12 protein-coding genes are annotated in these 14129 nt (G+C 73.2%); 6 read left to right on the top strand and 6 right to left on the bottom strand.

Going from position 1 to position 14129, the window contains the following annotated elements; translation table 11 throughout:
• Positions 1 to 22 precede the first annotated feature (22 nt).
• Positions 23 to 1225 (top strand): sensor histidine kinase, encoded by a 1203-nt coding sequence (locus IF00_RS0131280; protein WP_425338351.1) that lies wholly within the window; start codon positions 23 to 25, stop codon positions 1223 to 1225.
• A 5-nt stretch (positions 1226 to 1230) separates the two neighbouring features.
• Positions 1231 to 1857: a response regulator gene (locus IF00_RS0131275; RefSeq protein ID WP_030323869.1), complete on the top strand. Its 627-nt coding sequence runs from the start codon at positions 1231 to 1233 to the stop codon at positions 1855 to 1857.
• A gap of 84 nt (positions 1858 to 1941) precedes the next feature.
• Here the strand turns inward: IF00_RS0131275 and IF00_RS0131270 are convergent, their stop codons facing one another.
• A complete protein-coding gene (locus tag IF00_RS0131270; RefSeq protein WP_030323868.1) occupies positions 1942 to 2268 on the bottom strand; it encodes a DUF5955 family protein in 327 nt (108 codons plus the stop codon).
• Between the two features lie 198 nt (positions 2269 to 2466).
• On the opposite strand from IF00_RS0131270, the gene IF00_RS0131265 reads away from it, so the two are divergent.
• From IF00_RS0131265 to IF00_RS0131255, 3 genes are all read left to right on the top strand, one after another.
• On the top strand, positions 2467 to 3093 hold the full coding sequence (locus IF00_RS0131265) for a nucleotidyltransferase family protein (protein WP_030323866.1): 627 nt from the start codon (positions 2467 to 2469) through the stop codon (positions 3091 to 3093).
• Positions 3094 to 3319: 226 nt separating this feature from the next.
• Entirely contained in the window at positions 3320 to 4942 is a 1623-nt protein-coding gene (gene aceB, locus IF00_RS0131260; RefSeq protein WP_030323865.1) for a malate synthase A, read from the top strand.
• A 247-nt stretch (positions 4943 to 5189) separates the two neighbouring features.
• A complete protein-coding gene (locus IF00_RS0131255; protein ID WP_030323863.1) occupies positions 5190 to 6335 on the top strand; it encodes a GDSL-type esterase/lipase family protein in 1146 nt (381 codons plus the stop codon).
• Between the two features lie 28 nt (positions 6336 to 6363).
• Here the strand turns inward: IF00_RS0131255 and IF00_RS0131250 are convergent, their stop codons facing one another.
• Together IF00_RS0131250 and IF00_RS0131245 are read right to left on the bottom strand one after the other, a co-directional pair.
• Positions 6364 to 8163: a hypothetical protein gene (locus IF00_RS0131250; protein ID WP_030323862.1), complete on the bottom strand. Its 1800-nt coding sequence runs from the start codon at positions 8161 to 8163 to the stop codon at positions 6364 to 6366.
• A gap of 251 nt (positions 8164 to 8414) precedes the next feature.
• The gene (locus IF00_RS0131245) at positions 8415 to 9356 is read right to left on the bottom strand and encodes a fibronectin type III domain-containing protein (protein WP_209439818.1); all 942 of its coding nucleotides are present in this window, start codon (positions 9354 to 9356) and stop codon (positions 8415 to 8417) included.
• Positions 9357 to 9511: 155 nt separating this feature from the next.
• Between IF00_RS0131245 and IF00_RS0131240 the strand changes: the two genes are divergently transcribed.
• Positions 9512 to 10102 carry a hypothetical protein gene (locus tag IF00_RS0131240; protein ID WP_030323858.1) on the top strand — a complete coding sequence of 197 codons (591 nt, stop codon included), beginning with the start codon at positions 9512 to 9514 and terminating at the stop codon, positions 10100 to 10102.
• Between the two features lie 28 nt (positions 10103 to 10130).
• Here the strand turns inward: IF00_RS0131240 and IF00_RS0131235 are convergent, their stop codons facing one another.
• The 3 genes from IF00_RS0131235 to IF00_RS0131225 all read right to left on the bottom strand — a co-directional run bounded on the left by IF00_RS0131235 (position 10131) and on the right by IF00_RS0131225 (position 14129).
• On the bottom strand, positions 10131 to 10883 hold the full coding sequence (locus tag IF00_RS0131235) for an aspartate/glutamate racemase family protein (protein ID WP_245234685.1): 753 nt from the start codon (positions 10881 to 10883) through the stop codon (positions 10131 to 10133).
• Positions 10884 to 10999: 116 nt separating this feature from the next.
• Positions 11000 to 12448, bottom strand: a complete 1449-nt coding sequence (locus tag IF00_RS0131230; RefSeq protein ID WP_030323855.1) for a nucleobase:cation symporter-2 family protein — start codon at positions 12446 to 12448, stop codon at positions 11000 to 11002.
• 292 nt (positions 12449 to 12740) lie between these two features.
• Complete coding sequence (locus IF00_RS0131225) at positions 12741 to 14129, bottom strand: 8-oxoguanine deaminase (protein ID WP_030323854.1); 1389 nt, start codon at positions 14127 to 14129, stop codon at positions 12741 to 12743.

Below are 14129 nucleotides of genomic sequence, written 5' to 3'. Positions count from 1 at the left end.
CGCTGTCTAGGCTGGAGGGAACATGGATCCCCACTCCTCCCGCGGCCCTGCGCCCCACTCCTCCGTCCACCCCGCCCAGCGGCCCCTCACGCCCGTCCTGCGCGCGCTGCGCCTCTGTCTTCACCTGCTGATGGCGGGCCTGCTCGTCCTCGCGGCGGTACGGGCCGACTCGGTCGCCGGGACGGTGCTCGCGGTGCTGACGGGCGCGGTCTACGCCGCCGGTTCGTCTCTGCCGTCCGTACGGGACTCGCAGCGGGCCGCCGCGGTGTGGCTGGGCGTCCTGGGCGTGTGCTGGCTCGCGATGCTGTGGCTGACCCCGGAGGCGCTGTGGGTGGCCTTCCCGCTCTACTTCCTCCAGCTGCATCTGCTGCCCGCCCGCTGGTCGCTGCCGGCGGTCGCGCTGACGGCGGTCGCGGCGATCCTCTCGTACGTGGGGCACGGCGCCGCGCTCAACCCCGGGGTCTTCATCGGGCCGCTGCTCGGCGCGGCGGTCGCGGTGGCGACGGTCCTCGGCTACCACGCGCTGTACCGGGAGAGCGAGCGGCGGCGCCGGCTCATCGAGGAACTGATCGAGACACGGGAGGAGCTGGCGGCCGCGGAGCGGCACGCGGGGACGCTCGCCGAGCGGGAACGGCTCGCCCGCGAGATCCACGACACGCTCGCGCAGGGCCTGTCCTCGATCCAGCTCCTGCTCCGCGCGGCCGAACGGGCGCTGCCGCCGGACTCCCCCGCCGCGGACCACATCGACCGGGCGCGGCAGGAGGCCCAGGACAACCTGGCAGAGGCCAGACGTTTCGTCCGGGCGCTGTCGCCGCCGGACCTGGAGCACGGCTCCCTTGCGGCGGCTCTGGAGCGTCTGTGCGAGCCGGGGGCGGGGCCCCGGGTCCGTTTCTCCGTCAGCGGTACGCCGGTCGAGCTGCCGACTCCCTACGAGGTGGCGCTGCTCCGTATCGCCCAGTCGGCGGTCGCGAACACGGTGCGGCACGCGGGCGCGGCACGCGCGGAGATCACCCTGTCGTTCATGGACGCGTCGGTGACCCTGGACGTGGTCGACGACGGCGGGGGTTTCGACCCCGGCGCGGTGCGGCCCTCCTCCGACGGCGGTTTCGGGCTTCCGGCGATGCGCTCGCGCGCGGAGTCGCTGGGCGGCACCTTCACCGTCGAGTCCGCCCCCGGTCAGGGCACGGCGGTCGCCGTCTCCCTCCCCCTCCCCGCTGGAGCGTGAAGAGCATGACCATCCGTCTGCTGCTGGCCGACGATCACCCGGTCGTACGGGCGGGCCTGCGCGCGGTCCTGGACACGGAGCCGGACTTCGCCGTCGTCGCGGAGGCGGCGACCGCGGAGCGCGCGGTGGAGCTGGCCGCGGCCGGGGGTGTGGACGTGGTCCTGATGGACCTGCAGTTCGGCTCCGGGATGCACGGTTCGGAGGCGACGGCGGCGATCACGGCGGCGTCCGGCGGGCCGAAGGTACTGGTCCTGACGACGTACGACACGGACGCGGACATCCTGGCGGCGGTGGAGGCGGGCGCCTCCGGGTACCTCCTGAAGGACGCGCCGCCGGAGGAGCTGGCGGCGGCGGTCCGCACGGCGGCGGCCGGCCAGTCGGCCCTCGCCCCGGCGGTGGCGCACCGGCTGATGGACCGGATGCGGACCCCGGCGGAGGCGCTGACCAAGCGCGAGCTGGAGGTGCTCCAGCTGGTGGGCGAGGGCCTGTCGAACCAGCAGATCAGCAAGGTGCTGTTCCTGAGCCAGGCGACGGTGAAGTCCCATCTGGTGCATGTCTTCGCGAAGCTGGGCGTGGACTCCCGCACGGCGGCGGTGGCGACGGCGACGGCCCGCCGCCTGATCAGGCGCTAGCTCGCATCGCCACGGCCACCGCACACCCCGTCGCGCCGCTGCGGCCACCGTAGCCGTCACATCGCAGGCGCCACCGCGCACCCGTCAGTCGACAGGTCCCCGGGGCGCCGGCGGACCGAAGAGTTCCACCGCCCGCCGGACCCCGGCGAGCCCTTCCGCGAGCGCGCTGACGGATCCGACCGATCCCGCGACGAGCAGCAGTGAGCGGCGCAGCCGCCGTACCTCGGGGGCGCCGCTGAGCGCCATCGCGTCGAGCGCCGCGAGTTCGTCCTCGGCGATGCCCCGGTCGGTGAACTCGACGCGGTGAGCTGCCAGTTCGCGTCGGAGCCGGGACACGGCGGACCGCAGTTCGGCCACCCTCGGGTCCACGCCCTCGCCGGTCACTCGCCTCTGCCCCACGCTTCGCAACATGGTTCTCCCCCTCGCACGACACTGTGCGCAGAACTCCATACTCCGAACACCCGGAGCAGCGCTCCGAGCCGACCCCGGGCGGTGGTCGGGCGCCGTGAGTTGCGGGTCAGTTAACTCCTTCGCCACCCCGCCGCGCCACCCTTCGCCCGGGTAATTCAGGCGACCGTGTGATTCCGCCTGATGAGGTATGCAGTCCCCATGACAACAGCGCATGACCGAACGGATGTCCACACGCCACTCGTCGCCGGACTGCTGCTCGCCGCGGGAGGCGGACGGCGGCTCGGCGGGCGGCCGAAGGCGCTGCTCACGCATCGGGGGCGGCCTCTCGTCGAGTACGCCGTGGGGGTGCTGCGTGCGGCCGGGTGCGAGGTGGTGCACGTGGTGCTGGGCGCGTCGGCCGAGGCCGTACGGGAGCGGGCGGAGCTGCCCGGGTGCGTGCTCGTGGACAACCCGGAGTGGGCCGAGGGAATGGGTTCCTCGCTGCGGGCGGGGCTCGTCTCGCTGGCCGCCGATCCGCGGGGGGTCGACGCGGCGCTCGTCCTTCTGGTCGACCAGCCGGGGATCGGGGCGGAGGCGGTGGCCCGGGTCCGGGCGGCGTACGTCGCGCGGGATTCGCTGGCGGCGGCCTCGTACGACGGGCAGCGGGGCCATCCGGTGCTGTTCGGCGCCGGGCACTGGGCGGGGATCGCCGAGCTCGCGGTGGGTGACCGGGGCGCGCGGGACTATCTGGCGGCGCACCGGGATGCGATCACCCCGGTGGACTGTTCGGATGTGGCCGAGCCCTATGACATCGACACCGAGGAGGATCTGGCGCACTTGGAGTGAAGGGCGTGGCACCCAGCGCCATGGTCTGTCGATCCGGAGAATCTCGACATCAACAAACCATTGAACTTCCACCATGAGGAAACTAGTATCCACTGTTCAGAAGCGCCTGTCCGTTCAGAAGGCGCTTGCGGCCGTATCTCGGCGCCTGCGGCACTGCGTGCCGTCCCGCGACGCCCGGCGGCCGTCTGGCACCGCCCGTGAAGTCCGCTGAAGGAAGTGACAGTTCATGTCCGCACCAGCGCCGTCCCCCCTGGCCGTCGTCGATGCCGAGCCCCTGCCGCGTCAGGAAGAGGTGCTCACCGAGGCCGCCCTGGCCTTCGTCGCCGAACTGCACCGGCGGTTCACCCCGCGCCGGGACGAGCTCCTCGCCCGCCGAGCGGAGCGTCGCGCCGAGATCGCCCGCACGTCCACCCTGGACTTCCTGCCGGAGACCGCGGCGATCCGCGCCGACGACTCCTGGAAGGTCGCGCCGGCCCCGGCGGCCCTGAACGACCGCCGCGTCGAGATCACCGGCCCGACCGACCGCAAGATGACGATCAACGCGCTCAACTCCGGCGCGAAGGTCTGGCTCGCCGACTTCGAGGACGCCTCCGCGCCGACCTGGGAGAACGTGGTCCTGGGCCAGCTCAACCTGATCGACGCGTACGCCCGGAAGATCGACTTCACGGACCCGCGCTCGGGCAAGTCGTACGCCCTCAAGCCGGCCGGCGAGCTGGCGACGGTCGTCATGCGACCCCGCGGCTGGCACCTGGAGGAGCGTCACCTCACCTTCGACGGCCGCCCGGTACCCGGCGCGCTCGTCGACTTCGGCCTGTACTTCTTCCACAACGCCCAGCGGCTGATCGACCTCGGCAAGGGCCCGTACTTCTACCTGCCGAAGACGGAGTCCCACCTGGAGGCCCGCCTCTGGAACGAGATCTTCGTCTTCGCCCAGGACTACGTCGGCATCCCGCAGGGCACCGTCCGGGCCACGGTCCTCATCGAGACCATCACGGCCGCGTACGAGATGGAGGAGATCCTCTACGAACTCCGCGACCACGCCGCCGGGTTGAACGCGGGCCGCTGGGACTACCTGTTCTCCATCGTCAAGAACTTCCGTGACGGCGGCGCCAAGTTCGTCCTTCCGGACCGCAACGCGGTCACGATGACGGCCCCGTTCATGCGCGCGTACACCGAGCTCCTCGTGCGCACCTGCCACAAGCGCGGCGCGCACGCGATCGGCGGCATGGCGGCGTTCATCCCGTCGCGCAAGGACGCCGACGTCAACAAGGTCGCGTTCGAGAAGGTCAAGGCCGACAAGGACCGCGAGGCCGGCGACGGCTTCGACGGCTCGTGGGTCGCCCACCCCGACCTTGTCCCGATCGCGATGGCCTCCTTCGACGCCGTCCTCGGCGAGAAGCCGAACCAGAAGGACCGCCTCCGCGAGGACGTCTCCGTCGCGGCCGGCGACCTGATCGCCATCGACTCGCTGGACGCAAGGCCCACGTACGCGGGCCTGGTCAGCGCCGTGCAGGTCGGCACCCGCTACATCGAGGCATGGCTGCGCGGCCTCGGCGCCGTCGCCATCTTCAACCTGATGGAGGACGCGGCCACCGCCGAGATCTCGCGCTCGCAGATCTGGCAGTGGATCAACGCGGGCGTGGTCTTCGAGAACGGCGAGACCGCCACCCCGGAGCTGGCCCGCAAGGTCGCCGCCGAGGAACTGGACGCGATCCGCGAGGAGATCGGCGAGGAGGCCTTCGCGGCCGGCAAGTGGCAGCAGGCCCACGACCTGCTCCTGCACGTCTCCCTCGACGCCGACTACGCGGACTTCCTGACGCTCCCCGCCTACGAGCAGCTGGTCGGCTGATCTCGGAGCAGAACGGCTGACCCGGCGGCCCGCACAGCGGTCGGACAGCATCTGAGCAGGGCTTCGTCCCCGGTGTCGCACAGCACCGGGCGCGGGGCCCTGTTCCCGTTCCTGTGAGTCCACAGGGGACGTGACGGAACCGAGATATGCAGCTACCTAGCGGTAACAAGCCAGTGGGTGACAGATTCCGCCATGCCACCGGCCGGCGGCTGTCCCCCACGTCACTGCGTACCGCAGGAGCACAGCCATGCCTTCGACCCCCCACCGTGCGCTGCGCGCACTCCTGGCACTGTGTACCGCCGCCGGACTCGCCTCCGTCGCCGCCCCTTCCGCCCACGCCTCGCCCGGCACGGGCCCCACCGCCGTCGTCACCATGGGCGACAGCTACATCTCCGGGGAGGCGGGCCGCTGGCTGGGCAACAGCCTCACCAACTCGGGGAACCGCAACGGCACCGACCGGGCCTGGACGGGCAGCGGATACGACCCGTCCCGGGTCTACGGCACCACCGCGGGCGGCTGCCACCGTTCGGACACCGCCGAGGTGCGGAGCGCGGGCCCCCTCGCGACCTCCCTGATCAACCTGGCCTGCTCCGGGGCGACGACCGAGAACGTCGTCCGCGCCTCGCAGGGCGGCCTGGCCTACAAGGGCGAGGCCCCGCAGGCCGACCAGCTCGCGGCCGTCGCCGCCTCGCACGACGTGGAGCTGATCGCGCTCTCCATCGGCGGCAACGACCTCGGCTTCGCCGACATCATCGCCACCTGCGCCAAGGACTACATCGTCTGGTACTCGTACTGCCACGACGACCAGCAGGCCGAGGTCGACGCCCGGATCGACGGTGTGATGGCCGACGTCGGCCGCTCGGTCGACGAGATCCGCGCCGTGATGACGGGCGCCGGATACGCCTCGTCCGACTACCGGATCGTCCTCCAGTCCTACCCCTCCCCCATCCCCCGCGCCGCCGAGAACCGGTACGGCGAGAGCGGCTGGACCCGTACGAACACCGGCGGCTGTCCCTTCTGGAACGCCGACGCCGACTGGGCCCGCGACTCCCTCGTCCCGCAGCTCGCCAACCGCCTGAAGGGCGTCGCGGCGGCCAAGGGCGTGCAGTTCATGGACCTGCGGGACGCTCTCCAGGGGCGTGAGGTGTGCGCGAAGGCGAGCCGTCAGGTGACGTCGACGGCGCCGGCGTCGGGGACGACGAGCGAGTGGGCGCGCTGGATCGACAGCCAGAGCACACAGGGACTCGTCCAGGAGTCCATGCACCCCAACGCCTACGGCCAGCAGGCCCTCGGCCGCTGCCTGGCCCTGGTCCACGCCCGCCCGACGGGCAACCACAGCTGCCGCAACACGGCGGGATCGGGACCGTCGGCGATGTACCTCACGGCGGGGTAGCGACAGAGCGGGCCGGGGGCTGCGGCATCTACGGCGCGAGGCCGAGCGGGCCGAGGACCCGCTCGGCCTCGTGCCGGTCCGCCGCCCGCATCGCCCGCACCAGGGCCGCGGAGCCACCCGGCCAGGCGGCGGCCGCCGCGTCGAAGGCGGCACGGCGGGACTCCAGCGGCCCCTTCTTGGCGGGCAGCGCGTCGAGCACGAACAGCGCCCGCGCCGAGATCCCCACCTGGATCAGGTCGGAGGGCTCCCCCCGCGCACGGAGGGCCTGATGGGCGTACGCGCCGATCACCGGGTCGCGGAGGGCTCCGCGCAGGGCCTCGGGCGGGGCCTCGGCGGTGTCGAGGACGGCGAGGAGCGCGCGGGTGGCGGCGGCGTCCGTGGTGCCGGCGTGAACGGTGCCGAGGGCGGCAAGGAGCTGGGACCAGGCGTCGGCGGTGTCCCCGCGCGCGTGGAGCCAGTCGGCGAGCACGCGCGAGGCCACGCACGTGGGCCAGCCCACGGCGGCGGCCACCGCCTCCGACGCGGACCACGCCCTGGCCTCGGCTGCGTCGGGGGCGGCGATCCCGCGCACTCCGAGGAGATAGCGGACGACGCCGGCGCCGCGCGGGGTGAGCCCGAAGGCGTCGCCGGAGCGGAAGACCAGCCCGGTGGCGGCGAGTCGGTCGAGGACGGCGGCGAGGTCGCGGGTGGGGCCCTCCAGCCGGGCCCGGTCGGTCTCCGTCAGATCGGCCGTACCGAGGAGCCGTACGAGCTCGGTGACGGGCGGGACGAGGTGCGGGGACTCGAATGCCCCGTCCGGCACCGCGGCCGGCACGGGTACGGGCAGGTCCTCCACGGCCGGATCGACGGCCCAGTCCTCGTACTCGGCGGCCTTGCGGGCGACGGACTCGGCCGAGCAGCCGCGCCGGTAGACCACGTACAGCAGGTGCGGAGCCTCGCCCCCGTAGGGCTCGAACTCCTCCTCGGACAGCTCCTCGACGGCCGTGACGAGGGCGTTGGCGTCCTCCTCGACGGGACCCTCCTCGATCGCGGGCGGCGGGGGCACGGGGACGGTGATGTCGCCGTAGTGGTCGAGGTGCTCGTCCAGGAGGGCGTCGGCCAGGACCAGGTGGGGGAAGTCGTCGGGCCCGGGCGCGAAGCGCGCGTACGGCCCGGCGAGCTGCTCGGCGAGCCCGGCGGCGGTCCACCGGTCCTGGAGCGCGGCGGCCACGTGCCCGATGCCGGTCGCGACGGCGTGGTCGGTGAGCAGCGGCCCGGCGGCGGGCGGCGCCTCGGCGTCCCGTACGTACGCGCGGGTGAGGGCCTCGGCGAGCAGGACGTCCGCGAGGGCCGTGCGCCCCATGAGGTCGGCCCGGTGCACCCCGTGGGGCAGTGGCGCCCCGTCGAGGGCGGCCAGCCGGCGCCGCACGTCCTCGGGGTCGGCGAGGTCGGCACCGCAGGAGCGCAGGAGCGAGGCGTACCACCGGTGCCAGGTCAGGTTCCCCGGGTCGGTCATGGCCCGCTCGAAGTCGGCGGCGGCCTCCCGGACGGCCACGGCGACCTGCTCGCCCCGGCCGCCGTCGAAGCGCGCCGCGAGCCGGCCGACCACGGCGGGATAGACGGCGAGCGCCCCGGGCGGCACGTACACGAACGTCGGCAGGTCCTCGACGAGCAGCTGCCGTACGAGCCCGGGTGTCGGCTCGGGCACCCCCGACTCCCGGTCGGCCCCCCGGAGGGCGAGGAGACCCAGCACCGCCTCGGCGGCACGCACGAAAACGGGATCGCGGCGCTCGGGTGCTCCGTCGAGGAAGCTGTCGAGCCCGGTGTTGGTGAGAACGGTCTCGGCCACGCCTCCCAGGGTAGTTCGGCGGGGGACGAATCGGGCGTACGACGCAGGGGCGGGGTGAGGAATCGCCTGCGTCAGGGGCGTCTCCGCAGGGCGCGGACGACCTGGGCCAGGTGCGGGACGTGACCCGCGCACAGCCGGACGCCCGGCTTCAGGGACCCTCCGCCTCCCCTGCTTCGTGGGGTGAGGGGCCGCGGCGCACGGCGGAAGGGGGCGATTCCGGCCGTTCCGTGGGCCGATCCGCGGCGCCGGCATCAGCGCACCACCACCGTCCGGGGGGCCGAGAGGTCGCCCCAGGTGCCGTCCGGGAGTTGGGCGCGGAGGGTGACCGTGTAGCGGGTGCCCGGGGGGTCCTGGACCGGGAAGGTGTAGGTGGCGCGGCCGGGGGGCGGGGCGGTGCCCCAGATGATCGTGGTGGCGAACCTGCCGTTGAGGTGGAGTTCGTGGTGGGTCACCGGCGCGCCGGTGTCCGGTGGGGTCCAGGTGACGGTGATCTCGCCCTTGGCCGCCGTCGCCGTGAGGCGGGTGGGGGCGGTGTTCTCGGGCGCGCCCGGGGAGGGGGCCGTGGTGAGGTCGGCGGGGGCGCTGTCCGGGGAGGAGTTCTCGGCGGCGTCGCGGGCGCGGACGGTGAACGCGTAGGCGGTGCCGGGGCGCAGGCCGGTGACGCGTGCGGTGGTGCCGGTTCCGGGCACGGTGTGGACGCGGGTGTCGGCCTGGTAGACGTCGTACGCGGTGACCTCGGTGTCGTCCTCGGAGGCGGACCACCGGAGGGTCACGGCGCGGCTGCCGTCGGGGGCGGCGCGGAGCCCGGTCGGCGTGGTGGGGGGCGTGCGGTCCTCGGCTGCGGCGCGGAGGGTGGTCGCGGTGACGGTGGCGCTCGGGGGCGAGACGTTGCCGGCGGCGTCCCGGGCCCGGACGGTGAAGCGGTGGAGGGTGGCGGGGGCGAGGGCGAACACGTCGGTCATCAGGGCGGTGGCCGGGAGGTCCTTCACCTTGCGGCCCTCGCTGTAGACCGCGTACCCGGTGACGGCCCGGTCGTCGGTGGCCGCATTCCACATCACATGGACCGTGGTGGCGCTGCCCGCCGTCGCGGTGACGCCGGAGGGGACGGTCGGGGCGCGGGTGTCCCTGGTCTCGGGGACGGCGGCGCCGGAGCAGCCGGTGAGGGTGAGCATCAGCGCGAGGGCAGTCAACATGCTTGCGGCGAGCGGGCGTTGCACGGGCCGGCCTCCGTCCGTCGGAAAGGTCCAGACCTATATCGCACAGTCGGGCCGGGCTCGACAAGAGGGCGTTGTCGGTGACGTGCGCTTCACTGAGAACATCACTCTCCGTAGTCGATTCTGGGGGAATCATGACGGACCGTACGACCTATGTGAGCCACGTCGGGGTACGCCGACGCGGCTGGACCGACACGATGGTGCGTGAGCTGCTCGGTACACCCGATGTGCAGGGCCGCGACCCGCGCCGCTGGTCCCCCGCGCCCCTGCGGCTCTACCTCCTGGCGCGGGTCGAAACGGTGGAGCGGACACCCGAGTTCGCCGAGACATCGGCGCACTCGGGTGTCTCCTCGGCCGCCGCCGCGCACGCCGAGCGGCGCAGGGCCGCCGTCCTCGCCGCGATCCGCGCGGAACCGATCGAGGTTCCCCGGCTTCCCGGACCCGAGTTGGAGCGGCGCGCGGTCCGGCACCGGAAGCTCCTGGGGGCGCGCAGTCCCGGGACGCCACCGGGAGAAGGGGCTCCGGCCGGCGCGCTCGTACGGTGGCAGGTGAGCTATCTCCGGCACGCCCTCGCGCGGTACGAGGCGCTGCTCGACGGCCTGTACGGGGAGACCGGGCGCGGCGAGGCCGAGCGGCTGCTGCGACGACGGCTGTACGAGGCGATCGGGGCCGCGTATCCGGCGCTGGCTCAGGAGTGCCGCCGCAGGATCGCGGTGGAACGGTGAGCGGGCGCGCGGCCGGGGAGCGCCGACCTCACCGCGACAGGAGGCGGAGGATCGCCCGGCAGGCGGCCGGGATCGGGGCCACGATCCTGACCGCGCACCGGGTGCGGAGCTCCTCCGCCGCGTCGCCCAGCGGGCCGCCGCCGATCACGACCGCCCTTGCCCCGTCCCGCTCCCCGCACGCGCGGACCGCGCGCTCCAGTTGGTCGAGGAGCAACTCCGGTTCCGCGGAGAGGTGTTCCGGGGCGCCTTCGGTCAGGCGAAGGCCCGTGAACCGGTCGCCGAGCCCGAGGGCCGTCACATGGGCCGCGATGGCGCCGGCCAGGAGCGGTGTCGTGGTGGCGATGCCGAAGGGGGTACCACCGGCGGCCGCTTCCCGGAGGGCCGCCTCGCCCAGGCCCACCGCCGGCACGTCGGTGGCGGCGCGCAGCTCCGCCAGGCCCGGGTCGCCGAAGGCTCCGACCAGGAGCGCCGCGCAGTCGCCCCGGGCCGTGGCGCGGAGGCCCGCGGCGAGGACCCCGGGCGCGGCGGCGCGCAGGGCCGCGGGGTCGGTGAGCATGTCGGGGCCCCGGTCCACGGTCACGCCCCGGACGGGGTGGTCCCCGCCGAGGGCGCGCCGGGCGATCGCGGTCATCATCGCGGTCGTGGCGGCGGAGGTGTTGGGGTTGATCAGTACGACCTGGCCGTTCGTCGGCCGGAGGGCGCTCGTCGGCGCGTCAACGCCTGGCGCCGCGCGGTGGGGCGGTATCGCGGGGCCGGCCGGTGTGGTGGGGCCGGTCGGCATCGCGCGGTGGCCCGGCGTCGCGTCGCCGCCCCGCACCGCCGCCCCGGGCCCCGCGTCGTGCGCGGGGACCGGGGCGTGCGCGGGGACCGGGGCGTGCGCGGGGGCAGCGGGCGGGTTCAGTGGACGTGCGCCGCCTTCACCGTGTGGCTGCCGGAGATCTCCTCGCCGGGCTCCATCGGCGCGGTGACGTCGTCGTCGTCGCGGCCCCGGCCCAGGTGGTTGAAGACCACGTTGAGCAGGACGGCCGCGACACAGCCGGTCGAGATGCCCGAGTCCAGGATGATCTTCGCCGTCTCCGGGAAGGCGTGGTAGAACTCCGGCGCGGTGATCGGGATGATGCCGACGGCCAGGGAGACGGCCACGATGAGGACGTTGTTGTCCTTGTCCAGACCGGCCTTGACCAGCGTCTGGATGCCGCTGGCGGCGACCGAGCCGAAGAGGACGACGCCCGCACCGCCGAGGACCGGCCGGGGGACGACCGAGATCAGCGAGGCGGCGACCGGCGAGAGGCCCATCAGGACCAGGAAGCCACCGCCGCAGGCGACGACGAAGCGGCTGCGGATGCGGGTCATGGCGACCAGGCCGATGTTCTGCGCGAAGGCGCTGCACATGAAGCCGTTGAAGAGCGGGCTGATCGCGGAGCCGAGGGTGTCGGCGCGCAGTCCGGCCGCGATGGTCTTCTCGTCGGCGGGCCGTTCGACGATCTCGCCGAGGGCCAGCATGTCGGCGGTCGACTCGGTCATGGACACCAGCATCACCACGCACATCGAGATGATCGCGGCGAGGGCGAACTGCGGGCCGCCGAAGTGGAACGGCGTCGGGAAGCCGACGATGTCCGCCTCGGTCACCGGCGAGAAGTCGGTGACGCCGAAGGGGATGGCGATGACGGTGCCGATGACGAGGCCCAGGAGGACCGCGATCTGCTTGACGAAACCGCGGGTGAAGCGGCGGAGCAGGAGGACGACGACGAGCGTGATGGCGGCCAGCGACAGGAACGTGGTCGAACCGTAGTCCTCGGCCGCGGGGTTGGGCCCCTGGGCCCAGCCGAAGGCGACCGGGAGGAGGGAGACGCCTATGAGGGTGATCACGGTGCCGGTGACGACCGGCGGGAAGAACCGCACGAGCCGGGAGAACCAGGGGGCGGCCAGGAAGCCGAGGAGGCCGGCGACGATGATCGCGCCGAAGATCACAGGGAGGGCGTCGGCCTTGTCGTCGGTGGTGTCGACGATGGCGAGCATCGGCGCGACGCCGGCGAAGGTGACGCCGTTGACGAAGGGAAGCCGGGCGCCGATCTTCCAGACCCCGAGCGTCTGGAGGAAGGTCGCGAGCCCCGCGGTGAAGAGGCTGGCTCCGGTCAGGAAGGTGAGTTCGGTACCGGAGAGGCCGACGGCCGCTCCGACGATCAGGGGCGGGGCGACAACGCCCGCGTACATGGCGGCCACGTGCTGGAGGCCGCTGGTGAGCATCTTCAGTGGGGGCAGCGTCTCGTCGACCGGATGCGTCTCCCGGTCGTCGGGGGCGGAGCCTGCGTCTTGTGCATTGCGAACCTGGGGCTTGGCGGCCACGGCGGTTCCTCCGGTCGGTTACACGTCGGCGGCGACGCGGGGTTCAGGGAGGTGGTGCGATGCGGTGCGGGTGCAGGAGGTGCGGCTCGTTGCGGGGTGGTGCGGTGCGCGCGTGGGGAGTCCGCGACGCGGGGACGGATGCCCGGTGGGGGTGCGGGCCGACATCACCGTCCCGGGAGGTGCCGTACGTCTTCTGCGCACGGCACCTCCCGGTCGGGCTGCCACGGACCCCGCTCGGGTCCGCGGCGACCGACCGAGGGCCGTCCCCCTCGGTCGGACTCCTTGGGGAGGGTCAGCCCTGGGCCGCGATGCGGGCCAGACGCTGGGCCTCCGCGCGCGCGTCGCGCGCGATGGCGTCCTCGTCGACGGTGAGCAGTCGGTCGTTCTCGACGATCTGCTTGCCGTTGACGAAGGAGGCCGTGACCGGGGCCGCCGCGCCGAAGACGATGGCGGTGACCGGGTCGGCGATCGTGGAGTGGCCGAGACCGTCGATCTTCCACAGGACGAAGTCGGCGAGCTTGCCGGCCTCGAGGGAGCCGATGTTGTCGGCGCGGCCGAGGACCTGCGCGCCGCCGTAGGTGCCGAGGCGCAGGGCCTGGCGGGCGTTGAGCGCGGCCTCGCGGTGGGCGCCGAGCCGGTTGATGAGGAGCGCGTTGCGCAGCTCGGTGTGGAGCTCACCGGACTCGTTGGAGGCGGTGCCGTCGACACCGAGGCCGACGGGTACGCCCGCCTTCAGCATGTCGGGGACGCGGGCGATGCCGGCGGCGAGACGGGCGTTGGACGAGGGGCAGTGCGCCACACCGGTCTTGGTGCGGGCGAAGGCCGCGATGTCGGAGTCGTTCATGTGGACGCAGTGCGCCATCCACACGTCCTCGCCGAGGAAGCCGGTGGACTCGAAGTAGTCCGTCGGGCCCATGCCGAACAGCTCGTGGCAGAACTTCTCCTCCTCCACGGTCTCCGAGCCGTGGGTGTGCATGCGCACCCCGAGGCGGCGGCCGAGCGCGGCGCCCTCACGGAGGAGTTCGGTGGAGATGGAGAAGGGCGAGCAGGGGGCGACGGCGACCTGGGTCATCGCGTCGAAGGAGGCGTCGTGGTACTTCTTCACCGTCTCCTCGGTCGCGGCGAGCGCGCCCTCGGTGGTCTCGACGGCGAAGTCCGGCGGCAGACCGCCGTCCTTCTCGCTGCGGTCCATGGAACCGCGGGCCAGGGTGAAGCGGACGCCCATCTCGGAGGCGGCGCCGATGATGGCACCGGACAGGTCACCGGAGTTCACCGGGTACACGTAGTGGTGGTCCATGGCGGTGGTGACACCGCCGCGGGCCATCATGGCCAGCGAGCCCTGCGCCGCGGCGCGCACCATCTGCTCGTCGATCCGCGCCCAGGTCGGGTAGAGGGCGACGAGCCAGTTGAAGAGGTTGTGGTCGGTCGCCAGGCCCCGGGTGATCCACTGGTAGAAGTGGTGGTGCGTGTTGACGAGACCGGGCGTGACGAGATGGCCGGTGGCGTCGATGCGCCGGACCACGTTCTCCAGGCCCTCGGGAGCCTTGCCGGCGCCGATGGACTCGATCCTGTTGCCCGCGACGACGAGGTAGCCGGAGGCGTACTCGGTGTCGTTCGCGTCGACGGTCGCGATCGCCGCGTTCTCGATGACGATGCGCTGGGCTGCCGAAGGTGCTGCCAT

Source organism: Streptomyces flavochromogenes (genome assembly GCF_000717595.1).
In the GTDB taxonomy this organism is placed as follows: Bacteria; Actinomycetota; Actinomycetes; order Streptomycetales; family Streptomycetaceae; genus Streptomyces; species Streptomyces flavochromogenes.
The sequence above is the reverse complement of the archived record's forward strand: the minus strand, read 5'-3'. Positions and strand labels throughout refer to the sequence as shown.

Excerpts from the sequence above, each read along its gene's own strand:
- IF00_RS0131280 (WP_425338351.1), top strand. The coding sequence starts at position 23 with ATGGATCCCCACTCCTCCCGCGGCCCTGCGCCCCACTCCTCCGTCCAC.
- IF00_RS0131275 (WP_030323869.1), top strand. The coding sequence starts at position 1,231 with ATGACCATCCGTCTGCTGCTGGCCGACGATCACCCGGTCGTACGGGCG.
- IF00_RS0131270 (WP_030323868.1), bottom strand. The coding sequence starts at position 2,268 with ATGTTGCGAAGCGTGGGGCAGAGGCGAGTGACCGGCGAGGGCGTGGAC.
- IF00_RS0131265 (WP_030323866.1), top strand. The coding sequence starts at position 2,467 with ATGACAACAGCGCATGACCGAACGGATGTCCACACGCCACTCGTCGCC.
- aceB (WP_030323865.1), top strand. The coding sequence starts at position 3,320 with ATGTCCGCACCAGCGCCGTCCCCCCTGGCCGTCGTCGATGCCGAGCCC.
- IF00_RS0131255 (WP_030323863.1), top strand. The coding sequence starts at position 5,190 with ATGCCTTCGACCCCCCACCGTGCGCTGCGCGCACTCCTGGCACTGTGT.
- IF00_RS0131245 (WP_209439818.1), bottom strand. The coding sequence starts at position 9,356 with ATGTTGACTGCCCTCGCGCTGATGCTCACCCTCACCGGCTGCTCCGGC.
- IF00_RS0131240 (WP_030323858.1), top strand. The coding sequence starts at position 9,512 with ATGACGGACCGTACGACCTATGTGAGCCACGTCGGGGTACGCCGACGC.
- IF00_RS0131235 (WP_245234685.1), bottom strand. The coding sequence starts at position 10,883 with ATGCCGACCGGCCCCACCACACCGGCCGGCCCCGCGATACCGCCCCAC.
- IF00_RS0131225 (WP_030323854.1), bottom strand. The coding sequence starts at position 14,129 with ATGGCAGCACCTTCGGCAGCCCAGCGCATCGTCATCGAGAACGCGGCG.